This window comes from Paenibacillus paludis, from assembly GCF_042610515.1.
GTDB lineage: Bacteria > Bacillota > Bacilli > Paenibacillales > Paenibacillaceae > Paenibacillus_AQ.
This window is the reverse complement of sequence record NZ_JBGJZP010000002.1, coordinates 594,406-617,205: the sequence shown is the minus strand read 5'-3', so window position 1 is coordinate 617,205 and position 22,800 is coordinate 594,406. Positions and strand designations below refer to the sequence as shown.

Below are 22,800 nucleotides of genomic sequence, written 5' to 3'. Positions count from 1 at the left end.
CGGAATGTAAAGTATGGTTGAAGAAGTACTTAAACAGCCGTGAAGACTCGTGTAAAGCCTTATTTGTAACAGAAACAAATCCAGTGAAGCGAATGGCTATACCATCGCTCAGATGGGCCATAAAGCGGTTGGCAGAACGCGGTGCTATTGAGGCAAATGTATATCCTCATCGTTTTCGTCATACCTATGCCTGCCAACTGCTTGATAACGGAGCGCCTTTAGATTTTATCCAAGGCATGCTAGGGCATGAAAAAGCATCAACCACACAAATCTATGCTCAATTGCGCGGAGAACGACAGAGAGAACTCTATCGCCGATTTTTTTAACGAATGTTAGCGACAGATGCTCTTTTAATGATCTGCCGCTATTCAACCAAAGGGCAGATTAACGCAACAATTCAATCGCTCCTGTCGTCTTTACCTAGTAATAAATCGATAAAAGGAAGATCATGGAGGCGAGTGGGAGACGTGCGGTTGCGCACATCGGTTTTTGAAAGATAAAGAGAGGACGAGTGGAACATGAATGTGGAAGTGTATACGTTAAATGCGTTTGCGAAAGGGGAGCGTGGCGGTAATCCAGCAGGCGTTGTCTTGGAGGATGGCCTTTCTCTGGATGCTGCCAAAATGCAGCTCATAGCGAAGGAATTGGGCCTTTCGGAGACAGCCTTTATGGAAAAATCCCTGCTTGCGGATTACAAAATCCGCTATTTCACCCCCGCCAGCGAAGTTGATCTGTGCGGACACGCCACGATTGCTGCGTTTGGACTAATGCATTCGCTGGGTTTGTCAAAGGAAGGGACCTCCTATTCGATAGAAACCAAGGCAGGGATTCTGGATGTCGATATTAGCTCCGAGGGTCTTGTTTACTTATCACAGGCTTTACCACAATTTCTTGAAAGGATATCCTGTGAGGAAATCGCCCCATCTTTGGGGATGGATGCCGAGGATCTGGAAACCGGGTTGCCCATCCAGATTGTTTCGACAGGCCTGCGGGACATTATGATCCCGATCCGCAGCAGGAAGCTCTTGAATGAGATTCAGCCAAATTTTGATGCCATAACCGCCATCAGCGAAAAATATGATGTGGTTGGATATCATCTGTTCACGATGGATACTCCAGACGATGCTGCTGCGGAATGCCGGAATTTTGCGCCGCTGTACGATATTCCCGAGGAGAGCGCGACAGGAACATCCAACGGTGCCCTGCTCAGCTATTTGTACCAACATGGCCAACGATCTTTGCGGGAAGTAGAGAATGTTATGTTCAGGCAAGGGTATTCGATGGATTGTCCTTCTGAAATCAAGGCAGGATTGCGCCTGAGCGAGAACGGTGAAATCAATCAGGTTCGGGTCGGCGGTGCAGTGGCTGGAATCGAACGAAGACATATCATGATATAAGCGGAACCAAAAAGCCTATTTGCAGCCACCGTACCATAGGGGGCAAATAGGCTTATTCTGCTACTGCGAGGCTAGATAGCAGAGGATGCTTGCGTAAGCAGACGGGTTAACAGTTCTTCATCCAACCTGTCGTTTTCCTTGATTTTGATCGTTTTGCGTTCCTCGAGGCCATCGAACAAGCCCCTCCCGCAATGCTAGGCCGTTTGCGTTGAAGATCGTGAACGACACGTAGTTGCATTGAACTAACGGGAAACGTTAGTTCAATAAAACATTTAGCCATGATATTGTTTCTGTTCACTTTGGCTCCTGTTTTAACGTCTTTGATGGCTTTACTGATTTTTGAATGGTAGCCATCTGGATCAAGTTGTTTTTTCATCTCATTCTTTCCCCAAAACTCTCCATCGAACTAAGCCATTTGGAGTTGAAAAGCAACTTCATCTGCAAGTACTTCGGTTGCAATCTCCATGATTAATGCTTCAGCGATCCCATCTCTCAACACCACACAGTATCTATTGTTAAGTAAGATTGAATAGTACAATCCGGAGTTCCTCCTTTTTGAATGTTGTTTTATCATACGCAAAACTCGGTTAAAAGACGAAATTCAATGTGAAAGCTGACTCTACCTGAATGAAGTGCTGAATACATTTCTAAGGCCTGATATCAGATTCTTTGAAAAGATAGAGAGCGATATTATGGTAAAGAAATATTAGAAAAGTTAAAGACAGGAGAACATATTTATAAGGATTTAACGTACATATTTTTAGAATTTTAATAAAAAAATATAAATTGAATTTTGATACACAACTTTAATGTATATATAGAATCACATAATAAGTTAAAAATGTTGATACACCAAGGGGTACTAGTACACAACCTTTTCGAAGAAAGTTGTGTACAGACAATAAAGTTGTGTTCTAACTTATAGTAACTTGTGAGTGACTGTACTGTGAAGCCGAGTAAGGACGAAGATCGATCAAGGTCAGCAGATTGCAAAGCCTTTTTGGGGTAGCTAAACCAGACCCTTTCGAAACTTAAAACCAAACGGCGACTTTTCCCTGGAATCCACTGGAGAGAAGTCGCCGTATTTGTTATGGAATGTTTCTTAGTTTTAAAAATAAGATTAATCTATTGTTCTTTATTTTTGATTAGCACGTTGTGAGAGCCATTCTTTTTTCAGTAATGCATATTGATACGTATTCTCGTATTTCGGCGTGCCGTCTTCATATTTAACAAATGAAACGAATTCCATGAAGCAGCCTTCTTGGCGAAAGCCCAGTTTATCACACAGCTTCTGGGAACGGAAGTTATCGTCCTCGACGTAGGCGTACAGTCTTCTTACTTCCTGTTGCGTAAAGAGATATTCTATGAAGGCGTTGGCGCTCTCACTTGCGTACCCTTTCCCTTCAAATCTGGCATTGAAATTCCATCCAATACCATAAGTATCCGAATCTTGTTCTTCCTTCATACCAAACAGCTCTCCGATCAGTTCGTTGCTGTCTTTCAGGCAGACCGCGATTTTGGAGTCGTCACTGCTTCTTTTTTCGACCTCCCCTGTAGCTTCCTCCAACGTCGAAATCTGGTGATCCATAAAGCAGTTAACTCTTGGATTAGCTGTATACTCCAACAATCCGGCAGCGTCGGTTGCGACAAAATTCCGCAGGATCAATCGGTTGGTTTCAAGTGTTTGCATGGATATACCTCCAGTTGTTATTTAAATAGATGGCTTTGTTCATTCGGTATGATCCTTTTATTCTATCAGAAACCGCGATTCAATCGTAATCAACTGTCAACGGACAATAAAATGGTAAAGAAATATTAGAAAAGTTAAAGACAGGAGAACATATTTATAAGGATTTAACGTACGCATTTTTATAATAAAAATATCTAAATCACAAATATTGGATTTTGGTACACAACTATATTGTATATCGTACAGGTGAAAATAATTTAGTTTACTCGCTAGTACACAACTTTATTTGTACGAAGAGAGTGTCATATTTAATGAGAAAATTTTCAGATTAAACGAGAAAAATCATCATAATTGACAAAGAAGAAGTTATACAAATTATTGATTGTATAAATACTCATTTTTAGAGTTGCGGATATTCTCATGAAATATGAAAATTAGGGTAGACCTAATGACCCAGAGCATCTGCTTGTTAAAATGGTAGAGGCAGTAAAGAATATTCCAGAAAATAAAACCATTGTCATTTGGTGCGCGGATAACGCACATGATCAAACAGGCTTACGTTTCGTATTGCATTTGTTGAGAGATCGAAAACAGCCAGTTAATGTTGTCAATGTGACAGAGCTCTTTAATACTACTGGACTTCGTAACAAAGAAGGATTTAATCCCTATTTTAGTGGTTTAATCGATCGAGAGCATTTTCAGATAATCGTAAAAAAGTATTATGAAGGTGTTCCTCTTGATCAAGTAGTTTAACGTATGTAATTTTTCATAGAAAAGTGTGAATGCTCGTTCATGTGTTATAATTTTTCGGGGGAAGGATGGAAAATTTTTTCCTATCATTATTTGAAGGGGGACACACTACTGTGGTAAGTCCGTCAACTAGGGATTTTCGATTATGAGCTACACCATGAATAATGTTTTGATTATAGACGATGACAAAGAACTTTGCGCTCTTATGAAAAAATGCGTAGAGCAAGAGAATTTATCAGCTATTATTGCATATAGCGGTGTGGACGGGTTGCGTCTGGCCGACAAAAATAAAAATAGCTTCTCTCTTTCTCTCGTGATTTTGGACGTAATGATGCCGGATATAGACGGTTTTCAAGTTTTGAAAAAAATCAGGGAAACAAGTAATATCCCGGTGCTCATGTTAACCGCCAAAAATGACGAGGAAGATAAAGTTTTCGGGCTTCGGAGTGGAGCAGATGATTATTTAACAAAACCGTTCAGCATTAACGAGTTGATGGCTCGTGTCAACTCCCTGATTCGTCGCTACACCACTTTAAACCCTACGACAGAAATAGATACTGAGTACATGTTGCTGAAAGGAATGGTCATTGATAAAGCAAACCGCATTGTTTCTGTCAATGATATTACAGTTGAGCTTACAAGCAAAGAATTTGACTTGCTTTCGTTTCTATCTTCTAATAAAGGACGGGTGTTCACCAAAAAACAGATTTATACGCGAGTTTGGGAAGAAGAATATGCTTTTGACGATAGTAACATTATGTCTTACATCAGTAAATTGCGCAAAAAGATTGAACCAGATCCCGACCGTCCATTTTATATTTTAACAGTCAGAGGTGTAGGCTATCGTTTTAATAAGGAGGCGTGACGTAAATTATGAATGTTTATCTGCTTTTTGCGTTGGTTTTTTCCCTGCTTATTATAGCGTACCTTGTTTCTGTCATACGGCGTGTCCAAACACAGCTTGCACTTATCAAAGACGCTTTAGAAGATATAAAAAATGGAAACCTTAATCGACGTGTTTTAGCAACGGAGAACGATATGACAAGGCAAATTTGTTATGGTATTAACGAAATTGCAATTAACAGCCAATCACGTCTCATTCAGCAAAAGCAATCAGAGCAGGCATACAAACGGCTAATGGCAAGTCTTTCCCATGATGTGAAAACTCCACTTGCTTCACTGATCGGTTATTTGGAAGCAATCGAAAATAAAATTGTTGTGGGAGAAGAACAGGACGAATATATCCATGTTTCGTCTGATAAAGCTCAGCACTTAAAACATTTTGTAGAACATCTATTTGAATGGGTTAAATTAGATTCCGGGGAACAAATTTTTCATTTTGAGATTTTTGATTTGAACGAGCTATCCCGTAATATTATAGCTGAATGGATTCCTATTTTAGAAAAGCAATTTGAATACGAGTTTGACATACCTGAAACAGAGTATCGCACACGCATAGACGCTACTGCGTATACCCGTATACTCAATAATCTATTACAAAATATAATTACCCACAGTGGCGGTGATAATATGTCGCTGCGCATTTATGAGAATGAACAGCAAGTCAAAATCGTAATAACAGACAACGGGAAAGGTATATCTTCTGATAATCTCCCACATATTTTTGAAAGAATGTACCAATGCGACCATTCGCGGGCTGCCAAAGGAAACGGGCTTGGGCTTTCTATTTCTAAAGAGCTTGTCAGCGCCCACAAAGGAACCATAACAGCGGCCAGCATTCCCGGTTCTGGAACTACATTCACGATAGTATTACCTAAAGCCCTGTGACAGCACAGGGCTTTCTTGCTGCTAAAACAAGATAAAAACAAGGTTACGGCAAGGTTTTGGCAAGGTTAATGTTCTATAATTTTAATTGCGATTGTTTCTACCTTTATATAGGTTAGCACGTTGAATAAGCACAGTTATCGAAAGTGAGGGGAATTCAGATGAATGATTTAGTGATTGAAACGAAACAACTGACAAAAATTTACGGAGAGCAGACAGCAGTTGGCTCAGTCAATCTCCATGTAAAAAAAGGTCGGATTTACGGTCTGTTAGGGCGCAACGGAGCCGGCAAAACCACTATTATGAAAATGATTTTAGGGTTGACTCAAATCACATCTGGCGAGGTAGAAGTGTTAGGACGAAACATCAAAGGTCAAGAAAAAAGGGTATATCCCCGTATCGGTGCTATTATCGAAACACCGGGATTCTATCCAAATTTGACAGGAACGGAAAACTTAGAGATTTTTGCGAAGCTGCGTGGTACAGCCGCCCCACACGCAGTTGAAAACGCATTGAAAGTAGTAGGCTTACCTTATAAAGACAAAAAGTTGTTTAGTAAGTATTCTCTTGGAATGAAGCAGCGTCTTGGTATTGCGAACGCTATTTTACATGACCCGGAACTCCTGATTTTGGACGAGCCTACAAACGGTCTTGACCCTATCGGCATCTCAGAAGTAAGAGATTTTATTAAGAATTTGAGCGTTGAGCAAGGAAAGACAATTCTTATTTCCAGTCATATTCTTTCGGAAATTTCACTATTGGCTGACGATATCGGAATCATCGACCACGGTGTTCTTTTAGAAGAAAGCAGCATGAGTGAACTGGAAAAGAAAAATCGTAAATATATTCTGCTGCAAGTTTCGGACATTCCGAAAGCGTCACTGATTTTAGAACGTCAATTTCACTTGAAAGATTACTCTGTTCAAGACGACCATTATTTACGGCTTTATGACACCGCTCTGGATATGGGTGAAATCAATAAGGCCCTTGTGACGCAGAATATAACTGTTATCAGTTCTCAACTTTGTAATGACACCTTAGAGGACTATTTCAAAAAAATCACAGGAGGAGAAGGCATTGCTTAGACTAATTCAAATAGAATTTCTTAAACTGCGCCGCAGGAAATTTGTCTGGCTAATGTTGTTAGCCGCCCTCTTTATGCCTTTTTTCGCACTATTATATTTCAAATATGTGAAAGAAACAGGTGGAGATCCATTACAGTTTTATAAATGGTCAGCGTTTGGTTATACGCTTTGGTTTATCTTACCTGTCGTTTTGGGAACACTTTGCACCATGCTTATGTACGAGGAGAACCAGCACGATATGCTCAAACAAATTTGGATTGTGCCGATCAGCAAAATGGGATACTTTTTCAGTAAATTTTCTGTAGTTTTGAGTTACTCGATTTGTTTTATGCTGATTACAGCCGTTGCGTCTGTTATGTTCAGTGTACTTCCCGGATATGTCGCATTTGACTGGGTAAGTATTTTATATTTGCTGAAAAAATGTTTAGAGATTGGTGTTATCACTTCTTTTGCAGTGCTGCCGATTTTGGCAATCGCTGCGTCGCAAAAAGGATATATTCTCCCAGTTTCTATTACATTGGTCTATGTCTTTCTCGGTTTTATTTTAATGACGGTAAATATGTATCTACATCCATTATCCAGTATGGCAGTTATTGTCATGCGAAATGGAGATATTCCAGGTTTAGTATTTACACAGGCTATCAATATTCCTTTAGCATTTCTTTGTATTTGCGTTTGGGATATTGTTGCAGTATTACTTGCAAACGCCGCATTGGGAAGAAGAAAGTGAGGCGTGAATTATGAGAAAATTGCTTTGGGCGGAACGTCAAAAGATTCGCCGTTCAAATATTGTTTGGATTGCAGTTTTTGCAACAGTTATGGTAGCGTTTATTGTTTTTTTAGGAGGGCAGGACGTATATGATGGCTCTCGGAATATAGACAATGCAGGCTGGTATATGACTATGGCTCAACCATGGGCAACTTTTTTTGTTCTTCCTGCGGTCATTGCCCTTTTGGGCAGTTATATGATTTGTCGTGAAGAACAGGAGGACACTATAAAATCCCTGCGGCTTATTCCCATAAATGAAGTTAGCTTAACCGCTGCAAAAATGATTATTACTTTTGTGTTCAGCATACTCCTTTACTTGCTGCTCTTTGCTATAACATTATTTGTTGAGGTAATTTTACATATTTCCGATTTGTCAGTAGCAATGGTTTTAAGCTTTCTGAAAGCATATTTTCTGGACGGTTTAGGTATATTCCTTGCTATCTCACCGATTATTGCTTTTATATCGCGTATGAGAAAAGGATATTGGCTTGCGTTATTATTTGCTGTAATTTATTCTTTTGCCGGACTATTTATGAGTATGTCAAATTTCTTAAAAGCCTTTTATCCCATTACTGCTGTGTTTACTATTTCTGGATACTATGACGCATCAACAAGTCAAGTAATCCTTAGTTGCATTAGCTTACTGCTTTGCGGCTGCCTTTCTGCCTTTACGCTGAAGGGCCTAAAACATAATGAAGAAAGTTGAAATAAGGCGGCCCTAAGCTGATTGGTTTGGCAAGCTGGTCATTAATTCAAAGACAGACACAAAAGCGGAGAGCCGATGAACAATGTCAGAAAGGTAACTGTTTATGAAAAAAAGATTATATAGGATTAGAAGGTTCCGATGGATATAATTTCACCGCACCGTCCGCCAAACCCACTATCATGACCTTCTACGATCTGCACGGTTAGCACCGGATTTAACTCATTCCATTTCATAATGTTGGTGCCCTTCCTTTCGTATTCGAAGTTCATTCATCCTCGCCGTCGGTCCAATGCTTATAGCGCACATCAGGTGGTGTCGTCTACTTTATTTAGTGCTGCCAGTACAATCTTGATATCTCGCACCTTGGCAAAGGGTGAACGGTCACTTTCGACGATGGTTTCTATCCGGCTAAGAGCTGCAGCCCGGCGGAACCTCACATCATGTTTTCCGGGGGACTGTTCAATCAAATGCTTGGTTAATTCAACTATGACTTTTTCTCGATCCATTTTATCCTCCTTTAGAGGGGCTAGAGGGCCAGATTATCAAAATACTCTCTTATTAAACCCCAAACCTCTGATCATTTTCTGAACATCAGCGATATGTATCTAATATTATGAGTGCGTATGAAAGTGTGCAGAACGTAAGACGAAGTTAGCTGGTGTTTATTTTGTTCGGTGATGGTTTGAGAATCGGGCTTGTATGCATCGATTTTACAGGATTTCTGCAACATATCATTTTTTGAGCTGTCTGTTCTAAAAAAAATGATAGCGGCAAAGAAACGTTTACAGCGTTCCGCATGAAATTCCTACAACGTAGTTCTGTCAGGAAAGTTACTGAGCTAGCGGGCAAGCTCATCTTTTCCAGTTAGCACCTCAACCATAAAAGGCTTCTCATTTCTCTCCATCCTTTCTAAACTTTTTAGTTGGGCAGGTTATCCATCAGCCTACATTAAATTCTTTGCTCTCTATTGCAGGAGCTTTGAATATGAAGGCATCAGAGTTAGTGGAACTTGTTGAAAAGGAGATTGGGAAAAATAAAATAAATAGACAATAAAAAAATAAGAATGGCTATGCGGAGTATCATACATAGTCATTCTTATTTTTTATGTTCCAGCCTGAAACCCTGCCTTAGGGTTGAATGTTTTTCCGGATTGCTTTTATTTTTTCCTCTGTAAAAACTCCCGAATCCAACAAGTCTAAAATCGAAAGCACACCGCCACGCGAGCCCCAACTTCCTTCTTCAATGACTTGAAAGGATACCCACCATGTAGGAGAGGGCTCGGGAACTTCAAGAACTGTGGTTAAACTGACAAAAATATTCTCAATGACCTGTTTTCGGACCTCATTTGGCCAATCCCCGTCCATCACAATTAGATTAACGGTAATTATGTCACGCTCAGGCATGTCGGATAGCAATTTTCCACCAATAGCCATTCGATCTGCAGAACGCTCTGTAAAGTGGACTTGAAAACCTTCACGTGCCGGAGGACAAAATTGCCCTACTTCTGGAACAAGCACAGCATCTGTCAAAGATTCTGCTAAAAGACGACGGTGTTCATTTGTCAGACGGTTTTCTGAATAATTTACTGAGATAATAGTCATGTTTGTTACTCCCCTTTTGATTAGTTAGGATATCGCAAATTCTTGATTTGAAATTTGGCGATCCAAAATACTTTTATTAATAAACATACTATATATTCGATAAAAACCATTGTCAACACTCATTATTATTATAATATATATTTAATTAATATATTGATTCAAGATGTTTACAGAGATGAAATGTTTTATAATGATATTTGTCTGGTTCATAATGAATGGGATGTATCCCTCACTATATATTTTATTTTGGAAGGTGAACAAAATGGCGAAGCAGTCCGGAAAGACCAACACTATGTTTGCAATATTAGGTATTCTTACGATTGGCCCCCATACAGGTTACGATATTAAGCAACATATGGAGAAGAGTACCAGTTACTTTTGGAATGAAAATTATGGCCAGATATATCCCAGCCTTGCCGAACTTCTGGAACGTAAGGATGTTGCCGTGGATGTAAAAAGGCAACAAGGAAAACCGGATAAAAAAGTGTACAGTATTACAGATCAAGGGAAACAAACATTATCTGACTGGTTATCTCAGCCAATGGTGCATGAGGTGATGCTGAAGAAGAACGAGCTGTTGTTAAGAGTGTTTTTTGGCAGTAACGCCCCGCCTGAAACCATTATTCAACATATACAGGAACATAAAGGAAAGCTGGAGGAAGCCTTACAGATGTTTCAGGAACTTGAAGCATGGCTTCGCAATGATGAGCCAAAGGATAGAAACTTTAAATATTGGCTTATCACAATTAATTATGGGAAAAGTCAGTTTCGTAGTTTAATAAGTTGGTGTGATGAGAGCATTAAAGAATTGGAATCTTAATTTGCATTGATATTGTAAATAAACAACATTGGAGATGAACAAGACATGGCGAAAGCAATTTTTCTTGATTTTTACGGTACGCTGGTATATGAAAACAGTGAAATTACGATGGAGGTAATCGACCAAGTTTTTAACACTGGAAATGCAAAGGACAAGATGGAAGCTGCCAGGTTCTGGTGGAGATCTTTTGCAGAGCTGCGTGCCGCTTCATTTGGAGAGACGTTTCTGCCACAGTATGAACTGGCTGTCCAGGCGTTTGAGACAACCATTCAACATTATTCTTCCACAGCGGACGCCAAAAAGCTTGCTGACAGGCTTGCAGAACATTGGAGCAATCCTCCTGTCTACAAGGATGTCGAGGCTTTTCTCTCAGCCAACCGGTTGCCGATATACATTGTGACGAATTGCGATACTATTTTTGTGGAAACAGCATTGCTCAACATGGGTTTACAACCAAATGGACTGATTACAAGCGAGCTGGCAAAAGCTTATAAGCCCCGCAAGGAAATTTTCGAACTGGCCTTGGAGGTATCCGGGGTGAGTGCAGACGAAGTGATACATATTGGCGATTCATTAAGCGGTGATGTCACGGGTGCTGCTAAGGTTGGAATTCAACCGTTGTTTTTAAATCGGGAAAACAAAGAGACGCCTCCTGGAGTAACGTCGATTCATTCGTTGCCTGATATTAATAAAATTCAGCATATTTAACTGTAAGAAGGATGGGAGTACTTTGACAATGCGTAGAAAGTATTTATTGTTTGTTTTAACCATGGTTATCTCTGTAATTTCATTAAGCGGGTGTGGAAGTGTAAAAGAAGCAGACCTGAAAAAACCGGTTGAAAATTATTTGGATGAGCGATATGGCTTCAAGGAGCCGTTTAAATTTCTGACATGGGATGATAATTGGTTTGAAGGTATTGATCATCAGACAGCTATTGAAATCGGCAAACCCTATCATGCGACTGCGTATATTATGCTCGAACGGGATACTTACAAAATTGCAGAGGAAAGAAGTGATAATGTATTTTTTGAATTATATAAAGGTGCCTATATCGAACAGCATCCAGAGGTAATGAAAGTAACCGAACAACTGATTGACAAATATGATTTAATGAAGAAATCGGCAAGCGAGTACGATAAAATGAAAGGGAATTACTACTACTATCTTAATGTTAATCTGAATACAAAACAGGCGGATGAACTTATAGATACTTTCAGAGGGACTCAAAAAATAGATACCCTAAATTCTCTGCCCGACATGTCTGAGCCATTAAGTAAAGAGGGTAACCGTTATCGGGGCGTAATTAATTTTAATTTTGATTTTAACACCTATAAACAAGACAAAGAAGTTCCTCAAGCAGAGGATATTGTAAACGATTTTGAAAAAAGTCATGTTCTCACTGAAGGACTTTATGGTATCTCTGTACATACTATAGAGGTTCATGATAAGGGAGTTTCTCAAGGAATGGATCGCAGGAATAGTAACGTTCGTTTTGAGGTCGATAAAAATGGTGAGTTCAAAAATATAAGTGTGTTGGAAGAGTAACGAAAGAACAAGGAAGATCGCAAGGCTCTCATGAAGTAATGAGGGTCATGCGATCTTTTTTAAGTTCAGAATACCACTTACAGAAAGAACACTTTCAAAGCAAGGCACAAAACAAAGATTCGTCCCGCTCTCTAAGGACAAGCTCATTCCTCTTCTGTAAATACCGTAAGTGCGCAACTGTCTCCCCAAGCGCAAAACTTACGGAGGCAGGATCGGCCACCTTGGGGAATAAACGGGTGCTGATCTCATAAGGGGTGAGTTCTCCGGCGTTGGAATGTTTCCATATGGACCGGATCTCCTGAAGACGTTCAAGATGATGCTCAATTACGCGGTCGATGAACGATTCGGACAACTGAAATGCTTCGCCGTGCCCGGGAAGGACAGTTTGTATATGTAAGGTTTGCAGCTTTTTTAGGGTATCAAAATAATCCTGCAAGGGGTCTGAGCCGGTACTGTAATCATACGTAATATTAGGTGTGATTTTCTCAAGCAGAAGGTCACCGCCTATGAACAATCCGCTGGCCTGGTGGAGAAAGCCAACACTCCCTTCAGCATGACCATTACCAAACTTTACTTGAAATCGCTCTCCACCTAGTTGAATGTCCTCCTCTGGCTCCAAGAGCACTTTGGCTCCCTCGATCGGCTTCACCCAAGTAAACAGTTCTTCATTGTGTTCAGTCATTTGGGCAACGAGCGAAGCAGGAACACCGCATTTTCGGCTGAATTGGGCGGATTTCCTGATAGATTCGCTATAGGTGCGGTCTGCCCAGTCAAAAGTCTCCTTGCTGCTGTAAACAGCGGCATCCGTCCACTGCTGAAACATCCCCGCAAGACCGTAATGGTCCGGGTGGTAATGAGTCACGATAATCCTTCTGATGTCCCCGAAAGTCAGATCATAACGCTGCAAAGCTTCAGTCCAGACCGTTAGGGTATTGTCTGTAGCTAAACCAGGATCGATCACGCTCCATCCTTCTTCATCTTCTATAAGATAACTATTCACATGATTGAGACGCAGGGGCAGAGGCAACCTCACTTTGTGTATGCGCAGCTCTAAAGGATTCATTAGTATCTCCTTTTAAATTAATCCGGTTTATCGGAATTATAAAAATTAGTTTGAACTATAATCGAGAAATGCGGTAGTGTCAACGTTTTTAATTTAAAATTGTTTATTCACAATTGTGTTGACAAATTAATCATAGCGGTTTAGTATGATTAAAAATGTTTCGTTGGCAAACAAAAAGGGGGTGACACAGCATGAAGGATTTAATCAACCGGGAGCAGATTGAAACCTTGCTTAGAAGCTCGGCATATCACCGCTTTTTGGATGTTCAAGTTGAAGAACTAAATGAAGAGTCCATTACGATTTTACTGCCTGACAACGATCTGTTTGTTACAGGGGACGCTGAATATATTCACGGCGGGATCATTGCAACGCTGATCGACATCGCCGGATACTTTGCGGTACATCGCAAGGTGAATCTGCCTACGCCTACTATTGATTTGCGGATTGACTATTTGAGGCCGGCAGCGCCTGGTGTTCTGCGTGCCAAGGCCAATCTGGTCAAATTAGGGAGAACGGTTAGTCTGGCAGATATTTCGGTAACAGACCATACAGGCAAGGAAGTTGCTGTCGGCCGGGGATTGTTTAGCTCGAAGCAGTAACCGTATATATTTGGAGGTCAGCTCTAGAAAGGGAGGAGTTATGAGTACGTATAATTTTGCGAGCATCATTCAAGAATCTGCTGCACGTTATCCTTCAAAGATTGCCTTGATCACGCCCCAGATTACATTGAATTATTCAGAGCTGGCCCGGCGTGTGAATCAAGCGGGGAACCTCTTTCTAAACCTGGGTGTTCATCCGCAAGACCGTGTCAGCATATTGTTCACTAATGATTACCGGTTCCTGGAAATTTGCTTCGGGTTGATGTCGATCGGAGCTATTCCGGTGCCGATGAATGCCAAGCTGGGTGCGGAGACGTTAGCTTATGTGTACCGCAACAGCGGAAGCCGGGTTCTAATTTTTCACGATGAACTGAATGAGAAGGCACAGGCTGTGCAGCAGATCAGTGAAGCTTCTATACTTGTACGCTGTGCTAGCGTGAATGAACAAGCAACTCCCGTTGCACTGTCCTACGATGAGTTGCTTCCTCAGCAGTCCGTAAGTCTGGAGCTGTACCCGTCAGAGGAGAGGGCGATCTGCTTTCTCCCCTATACATCCGGTTCAACCGGGAATCCCAAAGGATGCAGGCTAACTCACCGGGGGCAGCTATGGAACGTTCAGTCTACCTCGAAGCTAAGAGGTTTAACGGATGAGACGCGGGTGATCATCTCTCTGCCTCTCTACCACAAAAATGCGATGACGACGATGAAGACCATTTTCTATCTCGGGGCATCAGCCGTCGTACTCCCAAAAGCGGATCCAGAGCAGATCGTGAAAGCCATTGAGACTCACCGCTGTACATATATGACGGGTGTACCCGCTTTATATCGAATGATAGTAAGTTATCTGAAAGAACATCCGGGGTTCGATCTTACATCCTTGCGTTTTGGCATATGCGGTTCCTCCGATACGCCTAGTGAACTGTTGGAAGAGGTACAGCAGCTCTTAGGAATTCCAATGTATGAAGGATATGGGCTTACCGAAGGGGGGCCCGTCGTGCTGGAATCCCGGGAAGGTATTCAGCGGATAGGCTCTGCAGGTATTCCTGTGCCGGGCTGTAAGATTCGAATTGTGGATGAACAAGAGAACGAGGTCGGTCCGAATATAACCGGTGAGCTTTGGGTGAACAACCCGGGCGTAGCTGACGGGTATTGGAATCTCCCGGAGATCACTGCCCGCAGGATTACGCCGGACGGCTGGTTGAAGACAGGCGATGCAGCTTGCAGGGATGAAGATGGATTCATTTATATTGTTGGTCGTAAGGACGACATGATGAATGTAGGAGGAGAGAACGTCTATCCCAAAGAGGTGGAGAACATTCTCCTGAAGCATCCTTTGATTGAGGATGTCTGTGTCCTGCCTATTCCTCATGAAGTGAAGGGTGAGGTTCCTGTAGCCGTCATTGTGACAGGCAAGGGCGGTGAGTTAAAGGAGGATGAAGTGAAGCAGTTCTTTATCCATAACGGTCCCGCTTATGCGCATCCCCGCAAAGTCATCTTCGTGGATGCCTTGCCGCTTACCGGACCTGGCAAGCTTGACCGAACGCGAATAAAAGAGCAAGTCACGCAAAATATAATTTAAGAGGAGAAGATATCCAATGAGAGCTGCACTTATTCTTGAACACGGAGATCGAAATAATGTTGTTGTGGGAGAGTATCCGAAGCCTGAAGCCGGGCCGAAGGAAGTTGTCGTTAAGGTTGAAGCTGTCTCCCTGAACCATCTTGATATTTTCGTACGGCGGGGAATTCCGGGGAGAAAGCTCCCTCTGCCGCATATCTCTGGCGGGGACATCTCAGGAATTGTGGAACAGGTAGGAGAAGGAGTTCTAAATGCCAAGCCTGGTGACCGGGTTCTCATTGATCCATCCATCCCGGGCCATGGAGCACTGGGGGAAGATCTGACAGGCGGACTTGCCGAGTACGTAAAGGTTCCGGCGCAGAATCTGATTCCGCTGCCGGATGAGATCTCCTTCGAGGATGCCGCGGCTCTTCCGATTGCTTACGGAACAGCCTGGAGAATGCTGATCACCCGCGGCAAGCTGCAAGCCAATGAGACGATCCTGATTCTCGGTGCTAGCGGCGGCGTAGGGAATGCGGCCGTGCTTATCGCTAAGCTGGCCGGTGCCAAGGTCATAGCTGCTGCCGGATCGGACGACAAGCTGGAGAAGCTTAAGGAGCTTGGAGCGGATCTGGTCATTAACTACAATACAACGGATTTCTCGAAAGAAGTCTGGAACTACACCGGCAAAAAAGGAGCGGATGTCGTCGTTGACTATACCGGTAAGGCAACCTGGCCGCAGAGCATCAAGGCGACTGCCGTCAAGGGAAGAATTCTAACTTGCGGTGCAACGACTGGCTATGAAGCAGTGACGGATCTGAGATATATATGGGTGCGTGAAATTACAATTATCGGTTCCAATGGCTGGGAAGCGGGCGATCTGATCACTCTGCTTGAGCTTGTGCAAAGCCGCAAGCTGAAGCCGATTATTGACAGAGTGTTGCCGCTGGAGGAAATCAGGGAAGCTCACCGCATCATTGAAGAACGTGAATTCTTCGGGAAAATCATTATCAAGCCATAAGGCATAAGGGAGGCGGACATTATCGGATTCACATTGAAGTTTGATCATATTGTTCATTATGTAAATCAGCCGGAGCAGGTATTTGAAGAGTTGAAACCTTACGGCATCAATGCCATACATGGCGGAAGACATGAACAAATTGGGACATATAATGCACTCAGCTATTTCGATCTAAGCTATATCGAGTGGATCGGTGTATTCGATCACAGTCTGCTTCCGCTTGGAGAACGGACAAGCCGTTATGGTCTGATTGAGACGTTGGCCGAAGATGGATTCCAGGAAGGGCTGAGCAGGATCGCACTTCGTACCCATGATATTGAAGGTCTTGCAGCGCATCTGCGCAGTCAAGGTCTAGAGGTATTCGGGCCGGAGGCATGCAGCCGCAGAAGACCGGACGGTACGCTGGTAAAGTGGAAGCTGTTATTCGCAGGAGAAGCCGGCACTGAAGACGGACTTCCGCTTCCCTTCTTCATCCAGTGGGAAGGAGAAGACCCGGAGCGGAAGCTGGAACTGCAGGAGGCCGGAGTAATCCTTCCGCATGAACGTGGACTTCTCCAGCTTAGAGAGGTCGGATTTACTGTGAGACGTCTGCAGGAGACCGTTGAAAAATGGGCGAAATGGTTCCGCGTTCACGCGGGTGAAGTTACCTATGATCCTATATTGCGGGGCAATCGGCAGACTCTGGATCTGCACGGAACTTTACTCAGCTTTGTGGAGCCGGTGGAAGAAGGTCCGGCCTCAGAAGCCTTAAAGTCCCGTGGACAGCGGCCGTTCCTTGTAAGATTGAGTTCCGGAGAACCCGGAAGTCAGGAGCAATATGTGAAGATTCTGGGTTCACTATATCACTTGAACTAAGGCTGCCTGTCAAACATCAACTGACAAAACAGGCATAGAAGGGGAGGTTACTGTATGGCCAAAGAGAGGAAAGGCCGAACGGGGCAAAAACCTCTTTGGATTATTATTGTACAGGTCGCATTTGTAATACTGCTGCTGGGGTGGATGGAGCTTGCAGTATCCAAAGGCTGGGTGAGTCGAGTTTTCCTGGCTTCACCAACCCAAATTTGGAATGAGCTTGTCTATACGATTCAAGAAAATACACTGTGGCCGCATCTGATCCTTAGCCTGAAGGAGGTTACAGTAGGTTACTCGATATCTGTCGTTGCCGGAATCGGACTTGGTGTGCTCTTCGTGTCGTTCCCGACATTGGAGAAGCTGATAGATCCGCTGGTAGCCTCAGTAATGGCTATCCCGAAGACAGCGATTATGCCGCTGCTTATCGTCTGGTTTGGGATCGGGTTTACGAGCAAGGTTGTGCTGGTCATTCTCTTCTGTTTTTTCAATATTCTCTACAACACCGTTACAGGTGCCAAACAGACCCGGAACGATCATATCAAACTAGCCAGGGTCTTCAAGGCAAGCAGAGCTCAGACGGTATTCAAGGTGCTTCTGCCATCGGCACTGCCAAGCATTTTCAACGGGCTGCGGATCACGGCGGCCACAGCGATTACCGGCGTTGTCTTTGCAGAGATGGCTGCCTCCAAGGGCGGATTAGGATTTATGTTGAATGAGTCTCAAGCCGTACTTAATACTCCCAGGCTTTACCTTGTTATTATCATCGTAACGATCTTATCCGTCTTATTCGTGAACATCGTCAATCTTGTCGAGCGGATCACTTGCCGCCGCTGGATTACGAGCCCACATCAATCTAAATAGAGTAGGTGCGAACCATATGAAGAAGCCTAATAAAACATTCAGCCTTTTATCCATTATTCTTATCCTATCGCTCCTCTTGGCAGCGTGCGGTTCTAACTCTGCATCCAATACTACAAGCAATAAATCTACTAATAATTCCAGTAATACCTCCAGTAATACCTCTGCAGATTCCTCATCGAATACAGGCAATAAGGAGACTGTGTCCTTGAGTCCAGCCGACGGAGTACCTCCCTGGCAGGGCCGCGACAATGAGCGTGTCAAAATCAATGCCGGCTTCGCCAAAGGGATGACCGGGATAGCCAATCAATTTGCAATAGCGAAAGGCTGGTATTCTGATGCCGGCATAGATCTTGATATTGTGGATATTCCCAATCCTGTAGCGGCATTCGGCGCGGGCGAGGTGGACATTGCCGATGGTGACCCCGGTACTTATATTCCTGCCATTGCTAATGGCGTTAAGATGAAAATCGTCAGCAATATGTGGAGAAGCCGGGGGGCCTACTGGATTATTGCCAAACCGGAGATCAAGACTTGGGCAGATCTGAAAGGCAAGACCATCGGAACCGGTCAAGCCACAGGCGGTATGCCTTTGACGCTCAAGGAGGTTCTTAGCCAGAACGGCATTGATTACAAAAAGGATGTAGAATATGCGGCGAACAGCTTTTATCAGGAAGCCTACGCATCCTTTGTGAAGGGCGAGGTTGACGCGACGATCATCCACCAGCCGTTCGCCACGCTGGCTGAACAAGAAGGGACTGGACACGTTCTTGCGAAAACCTGGGAGTTTGTTCCCGAATATCAGACAGGCGTGCTTGTAGCCAGCCAGAAGTTGATTGATGAACAGCCAGAGGTCGTTGAACGCCTGCTTGAAGTCTACTTTTATGCGAATGAATATGCCAAGACTCATCTGGATGAATTCTATCCTTGGGCGGCTGAATATCTGAATCTGGATGAAGAAACGATTAAGAAGGCCATTAATTCCGAGATCATATTGTGGGAAAATAACCCGATCGTCGACACGAAGCGTCTTCAGGTTACAGAAGATCTGCTAACCAAATATGGCATGCAGCGTGAAGCGATCTCTGTTGACGGTGTTGTAGACAATTCATTCGCCGAGAAGGTTGCGAAGACACTGCTGCTTGGAAAATATGCAAAACAATAAGCACGCAGGGAGGAGCGCTTATGCCTACTATTGAACTCCGTAACATCAACAAGGAATACTCCAGTGTGGATGATGAGCAGACTTTAGCGCTCAAAAATATAAATCTTAAGGTGAGTGATGGCGAGTTCGTCTGCGTGCTTGGGCCAAGCGGTTGCGGGAAGAGCACGCTGCTCGAAATCGTGGCGGGCCTGCTTAATCAATCCAGCGGTGAGATCATTTTGGATGGCAAGGTGCAGGCTGGAACGAGCAGAGATATCGGAGTTGTATTTCAGGATTCCGCTCTATTTCCTTGGCGCACTATCCGCCGAAATATCGAATTCGGGCTGGAGATTGCAGGGGTTCCCCGTTCAGAGCGGCGCGGGCGGGCAGAACGTACGATTGATCTTGTAGGGCTAGGCGGCTTTGCGGATAAATATCCTCATCAATTATCCGGAGGTATGCGCCAGCGGGCCGGCTTAGCCCGGACGCTGGTAGCTGATCCGCAAGTGATTTTGATGGATGAACCCTTCAGTGCTGTCGATCACCTGACACGGTTAACACTGCAGGATGAGATTATACGGATCTGGCAACAGGAGAAGAAGACGGTGTTCTTCATTACTCATGATGTGGCTGAAGCCGTATATTTGGCTACACGCATCGTCCTGCTCAGCCCTCGTCCAGGACGCATCCATCAGATCTTCGATGTTCCCTTTGAAAGACCGCGCAACAGAAACGATGCCGAGATTCTGAACATTGTGGAAAAGATCTATATCAGTATCAATAATCCCCCCGCGGATCAGACCGAGTATTTCATTTAGCAGATCACATCTCAACAAATAGCCAAGGAGGTGACAGGATGAATATATTGATTACCGGGGGAAGCCGAGGAATTGGACTTGCAATCAGCCGGAGGCTTGGCGCAGGCGGGCATCGGCTGCTCCTATCCGGGCGTGACGAAGGCCATCTCGAATCTGCGGCAGCACTGCTCCCTGAGGATGCGTTGTATTTGGCTGCAGATGCCGGGGACCTGTCCTCGATCAGCCAACTGGTCCAATATGCCAAAGAACAAGCATTCTCGCCGGATGTGCTGGTGCTTAATGCTGCGGCATTCTATGATGCAAGCCGTTCGCTGATTGAGCCTGATGTGGAAGAGCTGGATCGTATATTGCGGGTAAATCTGCTGGCGAATGTAGCTTTGGTCAAGGCTTTTCTTCCAGCAGTTAAGGCAGGAAGCTACCCGCGTATATTTTTCATAGGATCAACAGCGGCTCTCCGTTCGGACAGCTCTTTCTATGCTATATCCAAAGCAGCCTTGAGCAATTACGCCCGTGGCCTGAGAGAAGAACTGAAAGTGTCTGGCGTAGGGGTGACTCTCATTCATCCTGGAGCGACATTTACTGAAAGAAGAGTGCCGGGAGAAGGTATTGCGGAGGACAGATTCCTTGCCTCGGAAGATATAGCCAAGCTCGTCGAAACGATGCTTGAGCTCAGCCCGCAGGCAGTCGTCGAAGAGATCAGTATTCGTCCTATGCTGGGTGACACTTACTGAGCCTACGAAAGGATAAAGAATACCGCGATCCAGCTATCAACATGAGATTGGAATTTTTGTTTGACGAATCCTGTGGAGTACGTATAGTATGAAATTGTTTCGTAAGAAAACAAAATTTCAAGAGGAGCGTTAAAGATTGGAGAAATTTCATGTTGAGCTGGACCGCTCCTTGGTCCGTATGTTCGAAGTCTATAATACACTGAACAAGAGGCCGAGAGAGTATAGTCCCGGAGTCGTCTTGTATTTATCCGAAATTCATATGATTGAAGCCATTGGTCACCATCCAGATTGTAAATTAACTGAAATCTCAAATGTGCTTAATATTACCAAAGGAACTACTTCCAAATTATTGACCAAGCTGGAAGCCAAAGGTCTTGTTTCGAAGTATCAGGTTGAAGGCAACAAGAAGGAAGTGTATTTCAGGCTGACTGAACTGGGACAAGGCGCCTTTGAAGGCCACTATAAGTTACATGAGACGAGAAGTTCGGATATCGATAAAGAATTTGACAATTACTCTCCTGAAGAGCAGAAAATCATCCTTAGGTTCATCCATATGTATACGGAAGAAATGGGACGTTATCTGGAATAAGGCTATGCTGTAGACATTAGGAGGGATTGCATTGAAGAATTTGGAGCAGAAATTGCAGGGAATCCGTCATGATTTGCATGAAAATCCGGAGTTATCCAATGAAGAATATTCGACAACAGGCAAGCTGAAGAATTGGTTGGAAGAGGCGGGAATCCATGTCCTGGATACGCCTCTACTGCGAACAGGACTTGTCGCGCAGATCGGCACGGGACAAGCACCTATCATTGCTATCCGTGCAGACATTGACGCTCTGCCGATACAGGAAGAGACGGGGCTGTCCTATAGCTCCCAAGTGGCTGGCAAAATGCATGCTTGTGGACATGATGTACATACAGCAGTAATTCTGGGAGCCGCTTATAGTCTCAAAGAGCGGGAGGAAGAGTTGTCTGGAACTGTACGCATCCTCTTTCAGCCTGCGGAAGAGACCGGGCATGGGGCCAAGCAGATCATAGAATCAGGAGGTCTCGAAGGTGTTGAGGCAATCTTCGGCTTGCACAACTGGCCTGAACTTGCGGTAGGCGAATTGGGAACGAGGGCTGGCGCAATTACTGCAGGTGTAGACCGGTTTGAAATCACGATCAAGGGAACGGGAGCTCATGCTGCGTCACCGGAGAAAGGGACAGATTCAATTGTACTGGCCTCACAAATTGTGCTGGCTTTGCAGACCATCAGCAGCCGGTCTATTAGTGCACTTGAATCTGTAGTAGTGAGCATAACGCGGATTAGCGGGGGAAATACATGGAATGTGCTTCCGGAAAGCGTGGTGCTTGAAGGGACGGTTCGGACTTTAAATACATCGGTTCAGCAGGAAATCCCCCGCAGAATGGATCAGATTCTTCAGGGGTTGGCTGCTGCAGCCGGGGCCGAAGCGCAGTTGCACTGGTATCCTGGGCCGCCTGCAACGATAAATGATTCCAGATGGTCTGAATTCATGAGCGTGGTGGCTGAAGAGCAAGGGTATCGGGTGCTTGAGATAGGCCCGCAGATGGGCGGAGAGGATTTCTCTTTTTACCTGCAAACGATTCCTGGAGCCTTTGTTATGATCGGATCAGGAGCATCGTATAATCTTCATCATCCAAAGTTTGCGCCCGATGAGACCTTGCTGCTTCCTGCAGCAGAATATTTTGCTGCCCTGAGCGTGCAAGCTCTGAAAGAATTGAGTAAATAATATACGAAAGTTGATTCTATGAAATTCAAATAAAACAGCGTGGAAGCTTTGCTTCTACGCTGTTTTGTCGTAAAATCGCTTAAAATAGTATTTTAAATTGTGTTATTGAAACCATTGACGGTTATGCTAACGAAGTAATATTCTGTACTCATAACCACTGATTTAGTGGTATGCCAAATATGTTGTGGGAACCATTAGATCATATTGCGTCTAGAGCTCTTTTTAAATAAGAGAGCGCTTTCAATTTGTGATA

27 protein-coding genes are annotated in these 22,800 nt (G+C 43.8%); 21 read left to right on the top strand and 6 right to left on the bottom strand.

What is annotated here, in order from left to right; all coding sequences use genetic code 11:
- Positions 1-17: 17 nt before the first annotated feature.
- Together ACAN56_RS06100 and ACAN56_RS06095 are read left to right on the top strand one after the other, a co-directional pair.
- A complete protein-coding gene (locus tag ACAN56_RS06100) occupies positions 18-326 on the top strand; it encodes a tyrosine-type recombinase/integrase (RefSeq protein ID WP_379141211.1) in 309 nt (102 codons plus the stop codon).
- Between the two features lie 192 nt (positions 327-518).
- The gene (locus ACAN56_RS06095; RefSeq protein WP_379141209.1) at positions 519-1,397 is read left to right on the top strand and encodes a PhzF family phenazine biosynthesis protein; all 879 of its coding nucleotides are present in this window, start codon (positions 519-521) and stop codon (positions 1,395-1,397) included.
- A gap of 106 nt (positions 1,398-1,503) precedes the next feature.
- On the opposite strand, the gene ACAN56_RS06090 is transcribed toward ACAN56_RS06095, so the two are convergent.
- The 3 genes from ACAN56_RS06090 to ACAN56_RS06080 all read right to left on the bottom strand — a co-directional run bounded on the left by ACAN56_RS06090 (position 1,504) and on the right by ACAN56_RS06080 (position 3,087).
- Positions 1,504-1,773 (bottom strand): hypothetical protein, encoded by a 270-nt coding sequence (locus ACAN56_RS06090; RefSeq protein ID WP_379141207.1) that lies wholly within the window; start codon positions 1,771-1,773, stop codon positions 1,504-1,506.
- A gap of 30 nt (positions 1,774-1,803) precedes the next feature.
- On the bottom strand, positions 1,804-1,935 hold the full coding sequence (locus ACAN56_RS06085; RefSeq protein ID WP_379141205.1) for a hypothetical protein: 132 nt from the start codon (positions 1,933-1,935) through the stop codon (positions 1,804-1,806).
- Positions 1,936-2,532: 597 nt separating this feature from the next.
- The gene (locus ACAN56_RS06080; RefSeq protein WP_379141203.1) at positions 2,533-3,087 is read right to left on the bottom strand and encodes a GNAT family N-acetyltransferase; all 555 of its coding nucleotides are present in this window, start codon (positions 3,085-3,087) and stop codon (positions 2,533-2,535) included.
- Between the two features lie 474 nt (positions 3,088-3,561).
- On the opposite strand from ACAN56_RS06080, the gene ACAN56_RS06075 reads away from it, so the two are divergent.
- From ACAN56_RS06075 to ACAN56_RS06050, 6 genes are all read left to right on the top strand, one after another.
- The gene (locus ACAN56_RS06075) at positions 3,562-3,840 is read left to right on the top strand and encodes a DUF1835 domain-containing protein (RefSeq protein WP_379141201.1); all 279 of its coding nucleotides are present in this window, start codon (positions 3,562-3,564) and stop codon (positions 3,838-3,840) included.
- 142 nt (positions 3,841-3,982) lie between these two features.
- Positions 3,983-4,702, top strand: coding sequence for a response regulator transcription factor (locus ACAN56_RS06070; RefSeq protein ID WP_489685690.1), 720 nt, complete (start codon positions 3,983-3,985; stop codon positions 4,700-4,702).
- Positions 4,703-4,710: 8 nt separating this feature from the next.
- Positions 4,711-5,625: a sensor histidine kinase gene (locus tag ACAN56_RS06065; protein ID WP_379141199.1), complete on the top strand. Its 915-nt coding sequence runs from the start codon at positions 4,711-4,713 to the stop codon at positions 5,623-5,625.
- A gap of 158 nt (positions 5,626-5,783) precedes the next feature.
- Complete coding sequence (locus ACAN56_RS06060; RefSeq protein WP_379141196.1) at positions 5,784-6,707, top strand: ABC transporter ATP-binding protein; 924 nt, start codon at positions 5,784-5,786, stop codon at positions 6,705-6,707.
- Positions 6,700-7,437: an ABC transporter permease gene (locus ACAN56_RS06055; protein WP_379141194.1), complete on the top strand. Its 738-nt coding sequence runs from the start codon at positions 6,700-6,702 to the stop codon at positions 7,435-7,437. Before ACAN56_RS06060 ends, ACAN56_RS06055 begins: the two co-directional genes overlap by 8 nt.
- A 10-nt stretch (positions 7,438-7,447) precedes the next feature.
- The gene (locus tag ACAN56_RS06050; RefSeq protein WP_379141192.1) at positions 7,448-8,182 is read left to right on the top strand and encodes an ABC transporter permease; all 735 of its coding nucleotides are present in this window, start codon (positions 7,448-7,450) and stop codon (positions 8,180-8,182) included.
- A gap of 305 nt (positions 8,183-8,487) precedes the next feature.
- Here ACAN56_RS06050 and ACAN56_RS06045 read toward each other — a convergent pair whose 3' ends face one another.
- Both ACAN56_RS06045 and ACAN56_RS06040 read right to left on the bottom strand, forming a co-directional pair.
- Positions 8,488-8,688, bottom strand: coding sequence for a hypothetical protein (locus ACAN56_RS06045; RefSeq protein ID WP_341119009.1), 201 nt, complete (start codon positions 8,686-8,688; stop codon positions 8,488-8,490).
- Between the two features lie 621 nt (positions 8,689-9,309).
- Positions 9,310-9,783 (bottom strand): tautomerase enzyme, encoded by a 474-nt coding sequence (locus ACAN56_RS06040; protein ID WP_379141189.1) that lies wholly within the window; start codon positions 9,781-9,783, stop codon positions 9,310-9,312.
- Positions 9,784-10,045: 262 nt separating this feature from the next.
- Between ACAN56_RS06040 and ACAN56_RS06035 the strand changes: the two genes are divergently transcribed.
- From ACAN56_RS06035 to ACAN56_RS06025, 3 genes are read left to right on the top strand one after another with little or no spacing between them, the layout of a single operon-like run.
- On the top strand, positions 10,046-10,603 hold the full coding sequence (locus ACAN56_RS06035) for a PadR family transcriptional regulator (protein ID WP_379141187.1): 558 nt from the start codon (positions 10,046-10,048) through the stop codon (positions 10,601-10,603).
- Between the two features lie 45 nt (positions 10,604-10,648).
- Positions 10,649-11,311 (top strand): HAD family hydrolase, encoded by a 663-nt coding sequence (locus tag ACAN56_RS06030; protein ID WP_379141185.1) that lies wholly within the window; start codon positions 10,649-10,651, stop codon positions 11,309-11,311.
- A 28-nt stretch (positions 11,312-11,339) separates the two neighbouring features.
- Positions 11,340-12,149 (top strand): hypothetical protein, encoded by an 810-nt coding sequence (locus ACAN56_RS06025; RefSeq protein ID WP_379141182.1) that lies wholly within the window; start codon positions 11,340-11,342, stop codon positions 12,147-12,149.
- A 94-nt stretch (positions 12,150-12,243) separates the two neighbouring features.
- Here ACAN56_RS06025 and ACAN56_RS06020 read toward each other — a convergent pair whose 3' ends face one another.
- Positions 12,244-13,212 (bottom strand): MBL fold metallo-hydrolase, encoded by a 969-nt coding sequence (locus tag ACAN56_RS06020; RefSeq protein WP_379141180.1) that lies wholly within the window; start codon positions 13,210-13,212, stop codon positions 12,244-12,246.
- Between the two features lie 191 nt (positions 13,213-13,403).
- On the opposite strand from ACAN56_RS06020, the gene ACAN56_RS06015 reads away from it, so the two are divergent.
- The 10 genes from ACAN56_RS06015 to ACAN56_RS05970 all read left to right on the top strand — a co-directional run bounded on the left by ACAN56_RS06015 (position 13,404) and on the right by ACAN56_RS05970 (position 22,547).
- On the top strand, positions 13,404-13,811 hold the full coding sequence (locus ACAN56_RS06015) for a PaaI family thioesterase (RefSeq protein ID WP_379141178.1): 408 nt from the start codon (positions 13,404-13,406) through the stop codon (positions 13,809-13,811).
- A 40-nt stretch (positions 13,812-13,851) separates the two neighbouring features.
- A complete protein-coding gene (locus ACAN56_RS06010; protein ID WP_379141176.1) occupies positions 13,852-15,390 on the top strand; it encodes a class I adenylate-forming enzyme family protein in 1,539 nt (512 codons plus the stop codon).
- A 16-nt stretch (positions 15,391-15,406) separates the two neighbouring features.
- Positions 15,407-16,387, top strand: coding sequence for a zinc-binding dehydrogenase (locus ACAN56_RS06005; RefSeq protein ID WP_379141174.1), 981 nt, complete (start codon positions 15,407-15,409; stop codon positions 16,385-16,387).
- A gap of 33 nt (positions 16,388-16,420) precedes the next feature.
- On the top strand, positions 16,421-17,242 hold the full coding sequence (locus ACAN56_RS06000; protein ID WP_379141172.1) for a VOC family protein: 822 nt from the start codon (positions 16,421-16,423) through the stop codon (positions 17,240-17,242).
- A gap of 54 nt (positions 17,243-17,296) precedes the next feature.
- The gene (locus ACAN56_RS05995) at positions 17,297-18,100 is read left to right on the top strand and encodes an ABC transporter permease (protein ID WP_076114372.1); all 804 of its coding nucleotides are present in this window, start codon (positions 17,297-17,299) and stop codon (positions 18,098-18,100) included.
- A gap of 205 nt (positions 18,101-18,305) precedes the next feature.
- Complete coding sequence (locus ACAN56_RS05990) at positions 18,306-19,262, top strand: ABC transporter substrate-binding protein (RefSeq protein ID WP_379141170.1); 957 nt, start codon at positions 18,306-18,308, stop codon at positions 19,260-19,262.
- A 20-nt stretch (positions 19,263-19,282) separates the two neighbouring features.
- Complete coding sequence (locus ACAN56_RS05985; protein ID WP_379141167.1) at positions 19,283-20,059, top strand: ABC transporter ATP-binding protein; 777 nt, start codon at positions 19,283-19,285, stop codon at positions 20,057-20,059.
- A gap of 38 nt (positions 20,060-20,097) precedes the next feature.
- Positions 20,098-20,790 (top strand): SDR family oxidoreductase, encoded by a 693-nt coding sequence (locus tag ACAN56_RS05980; RefSeq protein ID WP_379141164.1) that lies wholly within the window; start codon positions 20,098-20,100, stop codon positions 20,788-20,790.
- 136 nt (positions 20,791-20,926) lie between these two features.
- The gene (locus ACAN56_RS05975; RefSeq protein ID WP_379141162.1) at positions 20,927-21,379 is read left to right on the top strand and encodes a MarR family transcriptional regulator; all 453 of its coding nucleotides are present in this window, start codon (positions 20,927-20,929) and stop codon (positions 21,377-21,379) included.
- 31 nt (positions 21,380-21,410) lie between these two features.
- Positions 21,411-22,547, top strand: coding sequence for an amidohydrolase (locus ACAN56_RS05970; protein WP_379141160.1), 1,137 nt, complete (start codon positions 21,411-21,413; stop codon positions 22,545-22,547).
- Positions 22,548-22,800: the final 253 nt, after the last annotated feature.

Excerpts from the sequence above, each read along its gene's own strand:
- ACAN56_RS06070 (WP_489685690.1), top strand. The coding sequence starts at position 3,983 with ATGAGCTACACCATGAATAATGTTTTGATTATAGACGATGACAAAGAA.
- ACAN56_RS06040 (WP_379141189.1), bottom strand. The coding sequence starts at position 9,783 with ATGACTATTATCTCAGTAAATTATTCAGAAAACCGTCTGACAAATGAA.
- ACAN56_RS06015 (WP_379141178.1), top strand. The coding sequence starts at position 13,404 with ATGAAGGATTTAATCAACCGGGAGCAGATTGAAACCTTGCTTAGAAGC.
- ACAN56_RS05985 (WP_379141167.1), top strand. The coding sequence starts at position 19,283 with ATGCCTACTATTGAACTCCGTAACATCAACAAGGAATACTCCAGTGTG.
- ACAN56_RS06005 (WP_379141174.1), top strand. The coding sequence starts at position 15,407 with ATGAGAGCTGCACTTATTCTTGAACACGGAGATCGAAATAATGTTGTT.
- ACAN56_RS06090 (WP_379141207.1), bottom strand. The coding sequence starts at position 1,773 with ATGAAAAAACAACTTGATCCAGATGGCTACCATTCAAAAATCAGTAAA.
- ACAN56_RS06080 (WP_379141203.1), bottom strand. The coding sequence starts at position 3,087 with ATGCAAACACTTGAAACCAACCGATTGATCCTGCGGAATTTTGTCGCA.
- ACAN56_RS06065 (WP_379141199.1), top strand. The coding sequence starts at position 4,711 with ATGAATGTTTATCTGCTTTTTGCGTTGGTTTTTTCCCTGCTTATTATA.
- ACAN56_RS06095 (WP_379141209.1), top strand. The coding sequence starts at position 519 with ATGAATGTGGAAGTGTATACGTTAAATGCGTTTGCGAAAGGGGAGCGT.
- ACAN56_RS06020 (WP_379141180.1), bottom strand. The coding sequence starts at position 13,212 with ATGAATCCTTTAGAGCTGCGCATACACAAAGTGAGGTTGCCTCTGCCC.
- ACAN56_RS06050 (WP_379141192.1), top strand. The coding sequence starts at position 7,448 with ATGAGAAAATTGCTTTGGGCGGAACGTCAAAAGATTCGCCGTTCAAAT.
- ACAN56_RS06030 (WP_379141185.1), top strand. The coding sequence starts at position 10,649 with ATGGCGAAAGCAATTTTTCTTGATTTTTACGGTACGCTGGTATATGAA.
- ACAN56_RS05995 (WP_076114372.1), top strand. The coding sequence starts at position 17,297 with ATGGCCAAAGAGAGGAAAGGCCGAACGGGGCAAAAACCTCTTTGGATT.
- ACAN56_RS06045 (WP_341119009.1), bottom strand. The coding sequence starts at position 8,688 with ATGGATCGAGAAAAAGTCATAGTTGAATTAACCAAGCATTTGATTGAA.
- ACAN56_RS06025 (WP_379141182.1), top strand. The coding sequence starts at position 11,340 with ATGCGTAGAAAGTATTTATTGTTTGTTTTAACCATGGTTATCTCTGTA.
- ACAN56_RS05980 (WP_379141164.1), top strand. The coding sequence starts at position 20,098 with ATGAATATATTGATTACCGGGGGAAGCCGAGGAATTGGACTTGCAATC.
- ACAN56_RS06035 (WP_379141187.1), top strand. The coding sequence starts at position 10,046 with ATGGCGAAGCAGTCCGGAAAGACCAACACTATGTTTGCAATATTAGGT.
- ACAN56_RS06060 (WP_379141196.1), top strand. The coding sequence starts at position 5,784 with ATGAATGATTTAGTGATTGAAACGAAACAACTGACAAAAATTTACGGA.
- ACAN56_RS06010 (WP_379141176.1), top strand. The coding sequence starts at position 13,852 with ATGAGTACGTATAATTTTGCGAGCATCATTCAAGAATCTGCTGCACGT.
- ACAN56_RS06075 (WP_379141201.1), top strand. The coding sequence starts at position 3,562 with ATGGTAGAGGCAGTAAAGAATATTCCAGAAAATAAAACCATTGTCATT.